This window comes from Porticoccus sp. GXU_MW_L64 (assembly GCF_052983295.1).
Genome location: NZ_JBRKJK010000015.1, coordinates 57,769 through 70,822 on the forward strand (window position 1 = coordinate 57,769; position 13,054 = coordinate 70,822).

16 protein-coding genes are annotated in these 13,054 nt (G+C 54.2%); 1 reads left to right on the forward strand and 15 read right to left on the reverse strand.

Annotation, left to right across the window (positions count from 1 at the left end; translation table 11 throughout):
* Positions 1-2: 2 nt before the first annotated feature.
* The 12 genes from ACVBEJ_RS12260 to arsS form a co-directional block, all read right to left on the reverse strand.
* The gene (locus tag ACVBEJ_RS12260) at positions 3-1,949 is read right to left on the reverse strand and encodes a trypsin-like peptidase domain-containing protein (RefSeq protein WP_447129924.1); all 1,947 of its coding nucleotides are present in this window, start codon (positions 1,947-1,949) and stop codon (positions 3-5) included.
* A gap of 365 nt (positions 1,950-2,314) precedes the next feature.
* The gene (locus ACVBEJ_RS12265; RefSeq protein WP_447129925.1) at positions 2,315-2,848 is read right to left on the reverse strand and encodes a DsbE family thiol:disulfide interchange protein; all 534 of its coding nucleotides are present in this window, start codon (positions 2,846-2,848) and stop codon (positions 2,315-2,317) included.
* Positions 2,838-4,808, reverse strand: coding sequence for a heme lyase CcmF/NrfE family subunit (locus tag ACVBEJ_RS12270; RefSeq protein ID WP_447129939.1), 1,971 nt, complete (start codon positions 4,806-4,808; stop codon positions 2,838-2,840). The genes ACVBEJ_RS12265 and ACVBEJ_RS12270 overlap by 11 nt, the downstream gene beginning before the upstream one ends.
* A 16-nt stretch (positions 4,809-4,824) precedes the next feature.
* Positions 4,825-5,310 (reverse strand): cytochrome c maturation protein CcmE, encoded by a 486-nt coding sequence (ccmE, locus tag ACVBEJ_RS12275; protein ID WP_447129926.1) that lies wholly within the window; start codon positions 5,308-5,310, stop codon positions 4,825-4,827.
* The gene (ccmD, locus tag ACVBEJ_RS12280) at positions 5,310-5,525 is read right to left on the reverse strand and encodes a heme exporter protein CcmD (RefSeq protein WP_447129927.1); all 216 of its coding nucleotides are present in this window, start codon (positions 5,523-5,525) and stop codon (positions 5,310-5,312) included. Before ccmD ends, ccmE begins: the two co-directional genes overlap by 1 nt.
* 2 nt (positions 5,526-5,527) lie before the next feature.
* Entirely contained in the window at positions 5,528-6,274 is a 747-nt protein-coding gene (locus ACVBEJ_RS12285) for a heme ABC transporter permease (RefSeq protein WP_447129928.1), read from the reverse strand.
* 106 nt (positions 6,275-6,380) lie between these two features.
* Entirely contained in the window at positions 6,381-7,052 is a 672-nt protein-coding gene (gene ccmB, locus ACVBEJ_RS12290) for a heme exporter protein CcmB (protein WP_447129929.1), read from the reverse strand.
* Positions 7,049-7,681, reverse strand: coding sequence for a cytochrome c biogenesis heme-transporting ATPase CcmA (ccmA, locus tag ACVBEJ_RS12295; RefSeq protein ID WP_447129930.1), 633 nt, complete (start codon positions 7,679-7,681; stop codon positions 7,049-7,051). Before ccmA ends, ccmB begins: the two co-directional genes overlap by 4 nt.
* Positions 7,682-7,886: 205 nt before the next feature.
* The gene (locus ACVBEJ_RS12300) at positions 7,887-8,072 is read right to left on the reverse strand and encodes a PA3496 family putative envelope integrity protein (protein WP_447129931.1); all 186 of its coding nucleotides are present in this window, start codon (positions 8,070-8,072) and stop codon (positions 7,887-7,889) included.
* Between the two features lie 102 nt (positions 8,073-8,174).
* A complete protein-coding gene (locus ACVBEJ_RS12305; protein ID WP_447129932.1) occupies positions 8,175-8,792 on the reverse strand; it encodes a TIGR04282 family arsenosugar biosynthesis glycosyltransferase in 618 nt (205 codons plus the stop codon).
* Positions 8,792-9,466 (reverse strand): TIGR04283 family arsenosugar biosynthesis glycosyltransferase, encoded by a 675-nt coding sequence (locus tag ACVBEJ_RS12310; RefSeq protein WP_447129933.1) that lies wholly within the window; start codon positions 9,464-9,466, stop codon positions 8,792-8,794. Before ACVBEJ_RS12310 ends, ACVBEJ_RS12305 begins: the two co-directional genes overlap by 1 nt.
* Positions 9,467-9,656: 190 nt before the next feature.
* Positions 9,657-10,634: an arsenosugar biosynthesis radical SAM (seleno)protein ArsS gene (arsS, locus tag ACVBEJ_RS12315; RefSeq protein WP_447129934.1), complete on the reverse strand. Its 978-nt coding sequence runs from the start codon at positions 10,632-10,634 to the stop codon at positions 9,657-9,659.
* 72 nt (positions 10,635-10,706) lie between these two features.
* Here arsS and cobB point away from each other — a divergent pair, with 72 nt between their 5' ends.
* A complete protein-coding gene (gene cobB / locus ACVBEJ_RS12320) occupies positions 10,707-11,444 on the forward strand; it encodes a Sir2 family NAD+-dependent deacetylase (RefSeq protein ID WP_447129935.1) in 738 nt (245 codons plus the stop codon).
* A 319-nt stretch (positions 11,445-11,763) separates the two neighbouring features.
* Here the strand turns inward: cobB and ACVBEJ_RS12325 are convergent, their stop codons facing one another.
* The 3 genes from ACVBEJ_RS12325 to ACVBEJ_RS12335 all read right to left on the reverse strand — a co-directional run bounded on the left by ACVBEJ_RS12325 (position 11,764) and on the right by ACVBEJ_RS12335 (position 12,832).
* Entirely contained in the window at positions 11,764-12,087 is a 324-nt protein-coding gene (locus ACVBEJ_RS12325) for a tyrosine-type recombinase/integrase (protein WP_447129936.1), read from the reverse strand.
* Between the two features lie 152 nt (positions 12,088-12,239).
* A complete protein-coding gene (vapC, locus tag ACVBEJ_RS12330) occupies positions 12,240-12,641 on the reverse strand; it encodes a type II toxin-antitoxin system VapC family toxin (protein ID WP_447129937.1) in 402 nt (133 codons plus the stop codon).
* Positions 12,638-12,832 (reverse strand): type II toxin-antitoxin system VapB family antitoxin, encoded by a 195-nt coding sequence (locus ACVBEJ_RS12335; protein WP_447129938.1) that lies wholly within the window; start codon positions 12,830-12,832, stop codon positions 12,638-12,640. The genes vapC and ACVBEJ_RS12335 overlap by 4 nt, the downstream gene beginning before the upstream one ends.
* Between the last annotated feature and the right edge of the window lie 222 nt (positions 12,833-13,054).

Below are 13,054 nucleotides of genomic sequence, written 5' to 3' on the forward strand. Positions count from 1 at the left end.
GCTTATCTATTGTCTTTCACAAACTCAACAATTTCCGCCGCAGGAATGGCGTAACTGCGGGTGCGGCTGTAGCGTGCAATATTAACACCGGCAAAAGTGCCGTCTAGCGAAAATACCGGGCCACCGCAATCGTCCGGATGCAGGGGCGCATCGTGGGCGAAAATATTATCGAAGCCGTCACGACGCAGGCTTTTACCGCCGTCAAAATACTCCGCCACATGACGCCCCTGTCGCTGCGGGCGATTACCCAGCACCAGTTCCACAGACAGCGGCTCGCCATTGCGAAGGGCTGTCAGGCTGACGCTGTCGCCGGGTTCGTAAGCGCGCAGTGTGTCAATCAATTGCTGGGAGCTGCTGATCTGTTGGCCATCCACTTCCAACAGAAAATCGCCATCGCGAAATTGCTTCGCTGCCGGGGTATCGTCGAACACCCGATCAAAACGCACTTTGCCATCCACGGTGCTGGGAGATACCCCCAGGTAACCAGAGCTCTGACGTTTGGCGATAGCGAACTGTTCGGTACTTTTTACACTCACCAAACCATCGCCTTCGGGGTGGGGAGACAACAACAACTGGCCGCGGTCAATATTGCCGCTGCCCCTGGCAGACAGTTTCAAACCGCCTTTCAGACGAGTATCCAGCTTCAACAACACCAGGTCGCGCTCGGTGTCGCGGGCCACTACCGACGCCACATGGCTGTCAGCGCCCTGCACCACACGGACGGAATCCCCCACTCGGGAATTTTTGCTGACCAGCAAATTGCCAGGCCGAAACAAGGTGGCCAGTGCTTCTACCTGCTCACCATTTTTTTCGCTGATAACCTGCAAAGAGGACATTTGCAGGCGCTGTTCCTGCCCGGAAAACTGCTGCTCCAGGTCCGTCAGTTGCGCCAATGGTGCCACAGGGCGGACCGCAGGTGCCCGCTCGTTCACCGCCAGGGTGCCACTCCAGGCATGGTGGGAGCGGTTATTCTCCGGCAACTTGAAGGTCAACGCCACTTCGCCGTCATCCCGTTTGACACGCAGCGACACCTGGTCTTTTTTTAACGTATAAGCCCGCTGCAGTAACAGCTGAGCTTCCCGGCGTTGTTTTGCCTCCTCGCCATCTACGGCCAGAAAACGGTCGCCTGCTTGCAGGCCGGACTGCTGCGCCAGGCTGCCGGGGGTCACTTGAACCACTTTGGCGTAGTCACTGCGTGCGCCTCTGCGCTGATGGTCATTGCCCTCCGCCAGCGCGAATCCAAAATCCGGGCCCACAGAGACATTGTGATCGTGAAACTCCTCGGCGCGAAGCAGGTATTGCCAGTAGCGGCGAAATTGATCCACCGGGACTTCGTGGTTGCGATCCAGGGATTGACTGATGTTGCTGTGAATGCCGATCAAACGCCCTTCCATATCGAACAGCGGGCCTCCGGAATCGCCGGGTTCCATCAGGCAGGTGGATTGAATGTACCCGTTGTCAGTCACCGGGTCGGCAATATAGCCAAAGCGCACTACCACCCCCCGTTGCTCGCTGTAGGCGCCGGGAAAGCCGAGGCTGATACAGGGCTGATTGCGTTCCAGAGCAGAGGACCAACCCAATTCCACAATGGGCAGATTGTCGGGCTCGTCAATTTTTATTACCCCCATATCCACGTGGGGTTCCGTACCCAGGCCCGTGGCGGCAAAGCTGCGGCCATCGGCCAGCAAAATTTCGTAGCGGGTGTTTGGCGTCACTGCGTGGCCGGCGCTCATCACATACCCTTCCGGGCTGACAATCACCGCACTGAAGGTGCCATTGCCACCGCGGTTCAGGTTACGCACCTCCACCGTAGCCGGTGACACTTTAGCCACCACCTTGTCGATGGATTGTTGCAGTTGGCGGGAGTTGAGCGGTTGATCCGCAGGGGCGGCAAATAGTGACGTGGAAAACAAAAGAGTGGCAGAAAGTGCCAAAAGCGTTGGTTTCATGCTCATGTACCTTAGATAAGTGGAACAGGCGGTGCCCCCAACACCAGTTTGCGAAACTAGCAAAACTTCAGCTTTCGTTCAGCCAGCTTTACATTCTTATACGCTTTTGACCGGTTATATTAAGAATCGTTTACCTGGAGCTGTGATTTCAAGTTCGAGAGCAGAGCTGGGCAGTACTTTACTGGGCCGTATGCGACAGGGATGTCGCATCCGAGCGTACAGGGAAGTATTCACAGCGTGCCCAGTAAAGTACTGCCCAGCTTTGATCGCCACTCAAGGCGGTTACAGATCGATTGTCAGTACGGCAGAAATGGGTGGAGATTACTACGATCGCCAGGCGAACTCGCAATAACGGAGGGTAAGCCTCACTCTAACTGTAACCGGCGGTATAAAGGCTCCATTTCCTGTTGCCACACCTGCCGGTTCACCAGGCCGATGTGCTTGTAGCGAATCACCCCCTGCTTGTCCACCAGATAAGTTTCCGGTGCACCGTACACCCCCATATCAATGGCAAAGCGGCCATCGCTGTCTGCCCATACCTGACTGAAAGGGTTGCCGTAGTCTTCCAGCCATTCCAGGGCGTCACCGCGCTGATCCCGGTAATTAACCCCTACAAGACTCACTCCCTGGCTGGCCAACTCGGTGAGAAACGGATGCTCCTGAACACACACATAACACCAACTGCCCCAAAAGTTGAGCAGACTGACTCGCCCCTGCAACTGACTGTTATCCGCCACTTGTTGCGGTTGGAACAACAGCGGCAGCTGAAAATCCGGCACCGGCTTGTCGATTAACGGAGACTTGATAGCGTGAATATCCCGCCCGGAATTCAGCCCCCACCACAGCAAGCAGGCGAATACCGCAAAAACCAGCAGTGGCAGAAAACGCTTAACCTGCACTGACAGCGGCCCCCTGTCCGGCTTGTTGACGGCTCTTGATCCGGCGATAACGCTTGTCCAGAGCCGCCAGCACTGCTCCCAATGCCACCATGATGGCTCCCAGCCAGATCCAGCGCACAAAGGGTTTTACCTGTAAGCTCACCGCCCAGGATTCGCCCTCCATGGGTCGTGACATGGTCACCATCAAGTCCCGCCAGAAACCGGGGTCGATACCCGCTTCGGTCATGGGTTGTTCGCGCACCGGGTAATAGCGTTTTTCCGGGACGATGGAAAATACCTGCGAACCTTTGGAGGCGGTAAAAATCGCGCGAGCAGCGCTGTAATTGGCCCCCTGATGCTCCTCCAGGCGCTCGAAGCGAAACTCATACCCCCCCAGGGACAAACTTTCCCCGGGGGCCATTTTTACGTCTTTGCGTTCGGTATATACCGAAGTCAACGCCACTCCCAGCAACGCCACGGCAATGCCCAGGTGAGCCAGCACCATGCCGTAATAGCTGCCTTTTAAACGCAAAAAGCCCTGCCAGAACGAAGGGGCATGACGTACCTTGTTTTTTATGTCTTGCCCAGTGAGTGCAAACACCCACACACCGATAGCAATGGCTAAGGCGGCAATCAGGGAATAATGAGGAAACAACAGCGGCGATAACCCACCAATCAATAACGCCAAAACAATATGCCAGCGAATAGCGGCTTTTAGTTTAGCGGCTTGGTGCCGCTTCCAATTAAGCAAAGTACCAATGGGAATTAACACAACCAGTACGGCAAATACCGGGTTAAAGAGCAGGTTAAAATAAGGCGCTCCCACAGATAAGCGTCTTCCCTCCATCCATTCGTAAAATAGTGGGAACAAAGTACCAAGAAATACCAATGCCAGCCCCAAGACCAACAGAATATTATTGAGCAGTAAAAACAGTTCTCGAGACAGCGGTTCGAAACGAGATGTAGAGCGCACAACATTGCTGCGCAGGGCAAACAACAGCAGCGAGCCGCCAATCACAATGCCCAGAATAGTGAGAATAAACACCCCGCGAGCGCTATCCACTGCAAAGGCGTGCACGGAATTGATAATGCCGGAGCGCACCAGAAAGGTACCCAACAGGCTCAACGAAAAGGTCAGAATGGCCAGCAACAGTGTCCAGGTACGGAACATGCCGCGCTTTTCCGCCACCGCCAGACTGTGCACCAACCCGGCCCCTGCCAGCCAGGGCATAAACGAGGCGTTTTCCACCGGGTCCCAAAACCACCAGCCGCCCCAGCCCAGTTCGTAGTAGGCCCACCAGCTGCCCAGGGCAATGCCCATGGTCAGAAACGCCCAGGCGGTATTGGTCCAGGGGCGCACCCAGCGGGTCCAGGCGGTATCCAGGCGGCCACCGATCAGCGCTGCCATGGCGAAGGAAAACGCCACCGAAAAACCCACATACCCCATATACAGGATCGGTGGATGCACGATCATGCCAAAATCCTGCAGCAGCGGGTTGAGGTCGCGACCATCCGCCGGGAAAGCCGGCAGTATGCGTTCAAACGGATTGGAGGCCACCAGCAGATACAGCAAAAAACAGGCGCTGATGCCCCCCATCACCGCCAGCACACGGGAAGACAGTGCCTGGGGTAAATTGCGGCTTAACAACGCTACCGCCAGCGTCCAGCCCACCTGCACCAGTTCCCACAACAGAAAGGAGCCTTCGTGGGCACCCCATACGGCAGTCACCTTGTAGTGATCCGGCAGTTGGCTATTGGAATTACCCGCCACATACGCCACGGAAAAGTCATTGTCGAGAAAAGACTTCACCAGGCAGTAAAACGCCAGCGCCACCAGCACAAACTGGCCCACTGCCAGAGAGCGTGCCATACCCATCCAGCGTTGGTTGCCAACGGCGGCTCCCCACATGGGCAGCACTGCCAAAATCAGGGCCAGACACAGGGCCAGAATCAGGGAGAACTGGCCCAGCTCGGGAATCATCGAAACGCCATCCACTTCAGTATTTCTCCCCGGTCGTTTCTGAACCAGCGGAATTTTGCTGCTGTTCTTGTTGCCAGCGATGGCCCTCCTCCATGGCCTGCTGAATTTCTGGCGGGGTGTAGTTTTCGTCGTGCTTGGCCAGCACTTCATCCGCCTGTAATACGTTATTGGCGTCGATCACTCCTACCGCCAGCGCCGCTTCGCCTTCGGCAAACAAATCCGGGCGGATGCCGGTGTAATGAACTTCCAGTTGGTGCGGGCCATCAGTGACCAAAAAGCTGACAAACAGAGATTCGCTGGACTCATTGACACTGCCCTTGACCACCATGCCGCCAGCGCGAATACGTGCCCCATCCGGCACCTCGCCATTGGCAATTTGAGTGGGCGTATAGAACAGGTTCATATTGGTGCCCATAGCGGTAATGCCCAACCCCACCACAATGGAGGCGGCTATGACAATAAACAGCACCAGAAACAGGCGTTGGCGACGAACCGGATGCATCAAATATCCTCTATTTGTGTGTCTTTCAGGTTTTGGCTTTGAGCGGCATCGCGGCGCATCTGACGCAGAATGGCTTTGCGCAAGGCTTTGCGACGCTGCAGGGGCGCAATCACAGTGGCCAGCAAAATAACCAGGGCGATGCCGTAGGCAGACCACACATAAACCCCATGGCGGCCCATGGCCAGGAAATCGCTGAAACTGTCGAAATAAAACACGATTATTTGCCCTCCGCGACCAATGACTGAACCCATTGGGTTTTGCGCTCACGGTAGAGTATTTCATTGCGCATACGCAAAAACAGAACCAGGGCAAAAAAGCCGTAAAAACCCGCAATCATTATCCAGAATGGCCAGGCCATAGACGGGTCAATGGATGATTTTTCGGTAAATTTAAAGGTGGCGGGCTGATGCAGGGTATTCCACCAGTCGGCGGCCTTGTAAATGATGGGAATATTAACCGTTCCTACCAGCGCCAATACCGCACTGGCCTTGGCTCCTGCCTGCTTGTCGCTGTAGGCCTCCTGCAATGCCATTACCCCCAGGTAAAGGAAAAACAGAATCAACATGGACGTGAGTTTGGCATCCCACACCCAGTAGGTTCCCCAGGTGGGTTTGCCCCAGATAGCACCGGTAATCAGCGCCATGGCAGTAAGCGCCGCGCCAATGGGGGCACTGCACTGCATGGCCACAAACGCCAGTTTCATACGCCAGATCAAACCCACCGCCCCGGCAATGGCCATCAGGTAAAAACCCGCCAGAGACAACATGGCAGAGGGCACATGAATATAGAAAATGCGCATACTGTTGCCCTGCTTGGCATCCGGCGGCGCAATCGCCAACCCCCACACCAGGCCAACCAGCAATACCGCCACGGTCAACGGCACCAGCCATATCAGCCAGCGGCTGCTTTTTTCGTAAAACCATTTGGGCGAGCCCAAGCGGTGAAACCAGGTCCAATTTGCCATATTTATCCAACCCTACGTCATTGCGAGGCCGAAGGCCGTGGCAATCTCGTGATACACACTCCGCAAGCGGGAGATCGCCGCGCTGCGCTCGCGATGACAGTAAACTTCAACCATGCATACTGATCTTCAACGCCCCGGAGCAGGCAAAAGGTGCCAGCAACAGCGACAGTGCCATCAGCGCGCCAACCACCAACAACGGCCCGTCCGGGGGAAAGCCATCCACCGCCCGCTGTACGGCACCGGCACCAAATACCAACACCGGCATATACAGGGGCGTTACCACCAGCGACAGCAACAAACCTCCGCGGCGCAAGGCCACCGTTAATGCCGCGCCAATGGCGCCAATCAAACTCAAAGCCGCAGTGCCCACTAACAGGCTGATCGCCATTGGCCAATAACCCGCCTCCGGCAGCGACAGCATAATACCCAACAAAGGTGAAAGCAGCGTCAACGGCAGACCGGTTACCAACCAGTGAGCCGACACCTTGGCCAATACAATCAACCACAGGGGTTGTGGGCTGACAATCATTTGCTCCAGGCTGCCGTCCCGGTAATCGCTCTGAAACAAGCCATCAATAGACAACAGCGTTGCCAGAAGTGCCATCACCCAAATAATACCCGGAGCAATTTTGGCCAGCAGCTCCGGCGATGGTGAAATGGCCAGCGGGATCAGAGTCAGCACAATCAGGAAAAACACCAGCGGATTTGCCAACTCACCACGGCGGCGCATAGCCAGCAGCAAATCGCGGCGCACAATGGTGCCAAAACCGCCGTTCATGTGGCCGCCCCCAGGTGCAGGGTTTTTACGCCCTCTATGGCCAGCGGCTGATGGGTTGTCAGTATCACAGCACCGCCACTGTGGGCGTGCTGTTGCAACCTCTGCTCCAACTGCGTCACCCCCTGGCGGTCGATGGCGGTGAAAGGTTCGTCCAGCACCCAGAGTTTGGCGTTAGTCAGATAAAGCCGCGCCAGTGCCACCCGCCGCTGTTGACCCGCCGACAGGCTGTGGCAGGGTACATCCTCATAACCGCGCAGCCCCACTTTTTCCAGGGCTTCGACAACTGATATGGCGGTTTGCTCGTGGAGCTGCAAACGCTGTAGCCAGCGCAGGTTTTCTTCCGGAGTCAGGGTACTTTTGATACCGGCCTGGTGGCCGATGTAAAGAAGATTGGCGGCAAAATCAAACCGACACTGGCGCACTGGCGTATCGCGCCAAAGGCATTCCCCGGAACGGGCATCCAGGGTGCCAATAATGACTTTCAACAGCGTGGTTTTGCCGCTGCCGTTGTCACCGCTTACCTGCAGAATATCCCCCGCTGCTACGGTAGCGCTCACAGCGTCAAACAGCAGGCGGTCATCCCGTTCAAAGGACAGTTCGCGCAATTGCAACAAAGGGGGTGATGTCAAAACACGGGCACCGTTATTGGGTGCGCGCATTATACAGATAAACCACAGACTGTGGCTTGTGGGACAGTGATGGAAATCAAAATTTGAGCAACCCTGTCATTCTGAGTGCAGCGAAGAATCTCAGCGTTAATCAAAGAGTGAGATCCTTCGCTGTGCTCAGGATGACAGAGGAATGAGAACCTGGCCCAGGAGGACAGGCCACCACTCAATCGTCCAAATCGAAATCATATTCACTCAGCTGGCGTTTCAGGCGCTCGTCTTCCAGGCGAGCTTCCAGACGGCGACGGGCATCTGGCACGCTATTGTCATTGTTTGTGCCAACAGCATCAGCTTCGTTTTCGTCCATATCCATGTCCTCGAAATCGGTCTCGTCCAGTTCTTCAGCGCTCATAAGGCTCTCACCTCACAATAAAAAACCAGGAAAAATTACAAACCTTTCGAAGCGAAAATTAGTACGAAACCATTTCAGTTTCAAGTCAGTTTTCAAGCATGATTATGGCCTGAGTGTTACCGGCAATTTAGCCAGGTCTTCCGGGCGGTCAATATCCATTAGTGGCGCCAGTTCTGAATACTGCCAGCCCAATTCATTGAGGCGCTGACGGGTAATCTCCAATACCTGTTCGCCTCCCCAGGGGATATCAGCAAACAGACGTGCATGCACCCGGCGCAGGCCGATTAATACATAACCGCCATCGGTAGCCGGGCCCAGCACGCAATCGGACCCTTGTTGCAATGCTTCGCAAGCCGCACGCAGGTAACCGGCATCCAGAAAAGGGCAATCACTGCCGACAATAACCACCCCTGCTGCGGCAGTCAGTGCCTGTTCTGCACTGTGCTGCATACGCTGCCCCAAATCAGCGCCCAGTTGCTGTTGAATATCGACGGGTTTGTCGGCAATCAAGGCTTCAAAGTACCCCTGGGATGGGCCGCTAATGGCCAGGCTGTACGGGGCGATATTGGCGGTGTGTAACGCTTGAAAGCAATGCTCCACCAGCTGACGGTGCAGTTGCAGGCAGCCCTCGTCCCCCAGAGCTGGGCGCAGACGGGTTTTCACCCTGCCCAGCTGTGGCGCTTTGGCGTACTGGATAATCCGGAAGTTGGGGAACAACATCAATAATACTGCTTGGCCAGTTCTTGCGGGTCAGCGCCACAAAAGTAACGCCAGCGCAGCCGCCACATCAGCCAGATGGTGCGCCACACGCCATTGCGCTGCCAGCGGCGGCTGGAAGTAGTGACCGGTGATGACACCAGGCGCGCTCTTTTGCGCTGGCGCAGGCGACTGGTGAGCTCTACGTCTTCCATCAGTGGTATATCCGCGTAACCGCCCTGCTCGTCGAACAACTGCCGCTGCACGTAAATGCACTGGTCACCGGTGGCAATGGATGTGATGCGCGAGCGCAGATTCATAAACAGCGACACCATTTTCAGTGTCGGACGGGTGTCGTTAAGGCGTACCGGAAAGAACCCCCACAGGGGCCTATATTGCTGAATTTTCTGCCAGCATTGCGGGAAGTCTTCCGGCAGTTGCGTGTCCGCGTGCAAAAACAACAAATAGTCACCAGAGGCAATCATGGCCCCCGCGTTCATCTGCCGGGCGCGACCCGGGTCGCTGAGCCACACTGTATCCACCAGTGATTGAGCCAATTGCGCTGTGCCATCGTTACTGCCGCCATCGGCAACAATAATTTCCACTCCTTCGGCACGCAGCCCTTGCAACGGCTTGAGGGTGGCTTCAATCAGTTCCGCTTCATTGAGCGTAGGGATAATTATTGACAGTTTTTGCATAATTATTGTTATCGCTTCTGTCATCCTGAGCGGCGCAGCCGCGTGAGGATCTCACAGCTTTCAGGCTATCGTCATTCCCGCGCAGGCGGGAATCCATATACCTGAGCATTTGTAGGCTTTAGTGCCATATTCAAGGTGGATCCCCGCCTTCGCGGGGATGACGTTCTTTTAGGGCAACAGGTAATACTTACTATTCTTCCAGCGCCCCGCCACAACTGCTGCCCTGCCCTGCCGTACAACCATAGCAGTGTTCGCCAATCACAATGGGATTGCCACTAAAATCCGTTTCCAGCAATTGCCGCAGATGGCGCTGGCGATCGCTGCCAATTATCTGCTGTGTGTCCCGCAACGGCAATTCCAGCATTTGATTGAAGTCACAATCGTACAAATTGCCCTGCCAGTCCACACTGATCAGGGAGTGGCACATTACCGTTTCCAGGTTGCTGTCGCTGTAGCTGCCCTTTAGCAGCGCCATATAGTCGTTAAACTTGCCTTTGGCCAACAACATGCCTCCAAAACGGCTGATGGGCATATTGGTAATGGTGAACAGGCTGTTGAATTCTATACCGTACTGGTCCCGCAACTGGTTTTTGTAGTCGCTTTCCAGCTGCATTTGCGGCGGTGGCAAAAAAGCGCCATTGGGGTTGTACACCAGATTCAGCGGCAATTCCGGGTCAGCGCCATAGCCCAGTTGATTGAGCTTTTGCAAGGCACCGATACTGTCGCCAAATACCCCTTTGCCCCGTTGCTCGTTGACGTTTTGCTCGGAGTAGCAAGGCAGTGACGCCACAATGGTGACTTTGTGTCGGGCCAGAAAATCTGCCAAGTCTTCGTAGCCAGGCTCCTGCAAAATGGTCAGATTGCAACGATCGATTACCTCCACACCCAGTTCGCGGGCCTCTGTAACCAGATAGCGAAAGTGGGGGTTCATCTCCGGCGCGCCGCCGGTCAAATCCAGCACCTGCAAACGATGGCGCTTGAGCACTTCCAATATCAGCTCGATATTGTCTCGATCCATCAACTCGGTGCGTTTCGGGCCAGCGTTTACATGGCAGTGAGTGCAACTGAGGTTGCACAGATAACCCAGGTTTACCTGCAAAGTGGTCAGGGCGCTGCGTTGCAACGGAGGGAAATCGGTGTCCAGCAATAGTGGTCGGGTATCGAGCATTTGTTATTCTCTGGTTTTTGGCTGCGCCTAAGACAACAAGAATGACCGTATTATCCAGCAAAAGACACTCATATGAACAACGATAAAGTCCGTGAATATCACTCAGTTGTGGTTCTCACCGGTGCCGGCATTTCTGCGGAATCCGGTATTCGCACCTTCCGCGCCAGTGACGGACTGTGGGACGAGCACCGTATTGAAGATGTGGCCTCCCCGGAAGGATTTGCCCGCGATCCGGATTTGGTACACCGGTTTTATAATGAACGTCGCCAGCAACTGCTATCGCGAGAGGTGCAACCCAACCCGGCCCACAACGCACTGGCCAAATTTGAGGCCCAGTGGCCCGGCGAATTTTTATTGGTCAGCCAGAATATTGACGACTTGCACGAACGCAGCGGCAGCAACAACCTGATTCATATGCACGGCGAATTGCTTAAAATCCGCTGCTCGGCCTGCGGCGCTCTGGACAATATCACGGAAGACTGCTCACCTGGCACCACCTGCCCGCAATGCCAATCCACCGGCAGCCTGCGCCCCCACGTAGTCTGGTTTGGGGAGATGCCGCTGCAGATGGATGCCATTTATCAGGCGCTGGAGAACTGCGACCTGTTTGTGTCCATTGGCACCTCTGGCAACGTCTACCCGGCGGCGGGCTTTTTTCAGCTGGCGCGCCAGGCGGGGGCGCATTCGGTGGAATTAAACCTGGAGCCCAGCGCCTCCGGCTCGCAGTTTGACGAACAGCACTACGGCCCTGCCAGTGAGGTGGTACCGAAGTTTTTCGGGAGCTTGGCCGCACAGTTTAGAGACACCTGAATTCGTGATTCCAGAGTGGATGTAGAGCGTAAGATATTCCTGAATCCGTGGCTTCAGAGCGGCGTATAGCACAAGCTCTTGATTCCACAGCGGTTTGACTTTCTTGGCTGAGAATGTACCCACTTATTAACCCGGCAATAGAAAAGGCGTCCTGCCTTTTCTATTGCGCGCTCAATAAAACCTGACGCACTTGCGCGGAAGTGCTTGATTTTATTGAGCTCGCGCTGGCTACGCCAGCGGCGGCACATCCCTGTGCCTCATTATTAAACGCAACCTATAAGGTTGCCGGTTTAATAACCGATGGGTGAAGCTAATATTTTTATTGATGATGCAACCGGCTTAATGGGCTTTGCACACCCCTTGCGCCCCGTTTCAGCACATGGGTGTAAATTTCGGTGGTTTTTACATCCGAGTGCCCCAGTTGCTCCTGAACGGTGCGGATATCGGCGCCAGCCTGCAGTAAGTGCGTAGCAAAGGAGTGCCGCAGTGTATGGCTCGTTACCGCTTTCTCAATACCCGCTTTCGCACACGCCCGGCGTATAAACTTGTTGATGCTGGACTCGTCCACATGGTGCCGTCGAACATTGCTGGTTCCGGGCTCTACACTGCGCTTGCCGGATGGAAATACATATTGCCAACCCAACTGAAAAGGTGACCAATGAGGCTGGTATTCTAAAACCGTATCTTGGCATTCCTGTAAGAAGGGCTCCCGGTTATCAAAGTAGTAATGAAAACCTATAACCAGGCAAAGCAGCGGATCGCCGCACTGCGTGCGCCTCACCACTGTTTGCGGCGTTATGTTTTCGCAGCCGCAGTGCGAAGGTTTAAATGTTCTACGAACGGCAAGAAGTCTTTATCAGCAAATAAAAGAGGTAATTTGTTTTCAATGCAGTAAGTTGCAATTATTACATCGTTAGTGCTCCTTACCGTTATTCCTTTTTTACGCAAAGCTCTATAATTGGTTGCGCATTTTTCTACCATATGCTGTCCAAAAAGCTCAAAATTGTCCAGTTTTGAAAGCTCGCATTTAGCATTTTTATAATCTTTGTCATGTCTAAAGCCTTGGAGAATTTCAAGATAAATCATATCTCCAATTGCGGCAACACCTTCACCAAGAGCATGGTCTAATATTTCACATTCATAGGTTTCAGTTCCATTCAAGTAACTTATCCAAACGCTTGTATCTACCAGTATCATTTACGACCTCGCATTTCATCAAGGTCACCTTCCCATTTTAATTTGCCTCGTAGCTTCCGTATTCCTTGCTGCTCCTTTCTCTTAATTAGCAGCCTAAGCCCTTGTTCTACAACTGCTTTTTTTGTTGTTAATCCACTTGCTTTTAAAGCGTTTTCCATAAGCTCATCATCAATTACAATGTTAGTTCTCATAAATCACCCGTGTGTAGTAATTTCAATTAAATACACATTATGGCTCAAGCAAAAAAACATAACAAGCAAAGGCAGAGCGACCGCTGCCGCGTCGCCTGCTTTGGGCGTTGAAGGTGTAGAAAAACTCTAAAAACAAGGCGTTTTTTGCTAAAATATGGCATCTGATAAAGGACTCATTCCATGCCAAACTTCAAACCATACAACTACAACCAAGACGCCATG

What these genes read in the sequence shown, in the direction of transcription:
- ACVBEJ_RS12270 (WP_447129939.1), bottom strand. Translation starts at nt 4,808, where the DNA reads ATGATTCCCGAGCTGGGCCAGTTCTCCCTGATTCTGGCCCTGTGTCTG.
- cobB (WP_447129935.1), top strand. Translation starts at nt 10,707, where the DNA reads ATGAACAACGATAAAGTCCGTGAATATCACTCAGTTGTGGTTCTCACC.
- ACVBEJ_RS12260 (WP_447129924.1), bottom strand. Translation starts at nt 1,949, where the DNA reads ATGAAACCAACGCTTTTGGCACTTTCTGCCACTCTTTTGTTTTCCACG.
- ACVBEJ_RS12305 (WP_447129932.1), bottom strand. Translation starts at nt 8,792, where the DNA reads ATGTTGTTCCCCAACTTCCGGATTATCCAGTACGCCAAAGCGCCACAG.
- vapC (WP_447129937.1), bottom strand. Translation starts at nt 12,641, where the DNA reads ATGATACTGGTAGATACAAGCGTTTGGATAAGTTACTTGAATGGAACT.
- ccmE (WP_447129926.1), bottom strand. Translation starts at nt 5,310, where the DNA reads ATGCATCCGGTTCGTCGCCAACGCCTGTTTCTGGTGCTGTTTATTGTC.
- arsS (WP_447129934.1), bottom strand. Translation starts at nt 10,634, where the DNA reads ATGCTCGATACCCGACCACTATTGCTGGACACCGATTTCCCTCCGTTG.
- ACVBEJ_RS12285 (WP_447129928.1), bottom strand. Translation starts at nt 6,274, where the DNA reads ATGGCAAATTGGACCTGGTTTCACCGCTTGGGCTCGCCCAAATGGTTT.
- ACVBEJ_RS12310 (WP_447129933.1), bottom strand. Translation starts at nt 9,466, where the DNA reads ATGCAAAAACTGTCAATAATTATCCCTACGCTCAATGAAGCGGAACTG.
- ACVBEJ_RS12300 (WP_447129931.1), bottom strand. Translation starts at nt 8,072, where the DNA reads ATGAGCGCTGAAGAACTGGACGAGACCGATTTCGAGGACATGGATATG.
- ccmB (WP_447129929.1), bottom strand. Translation starts at nt 7,052, where the DNA reads ATGAACGGCGGTTTTGGCACCATTGTGCGCCGCGATTTGCTGCTGGCT.
- ACVBEJ_RS12335 (WP_447129938.1), bottom strand. Translation starts at nt 12,832, where the DNA reads ATGAGAACTAACATTGTAATTGATGATGAGCTTATGGAAAACGCTTTA.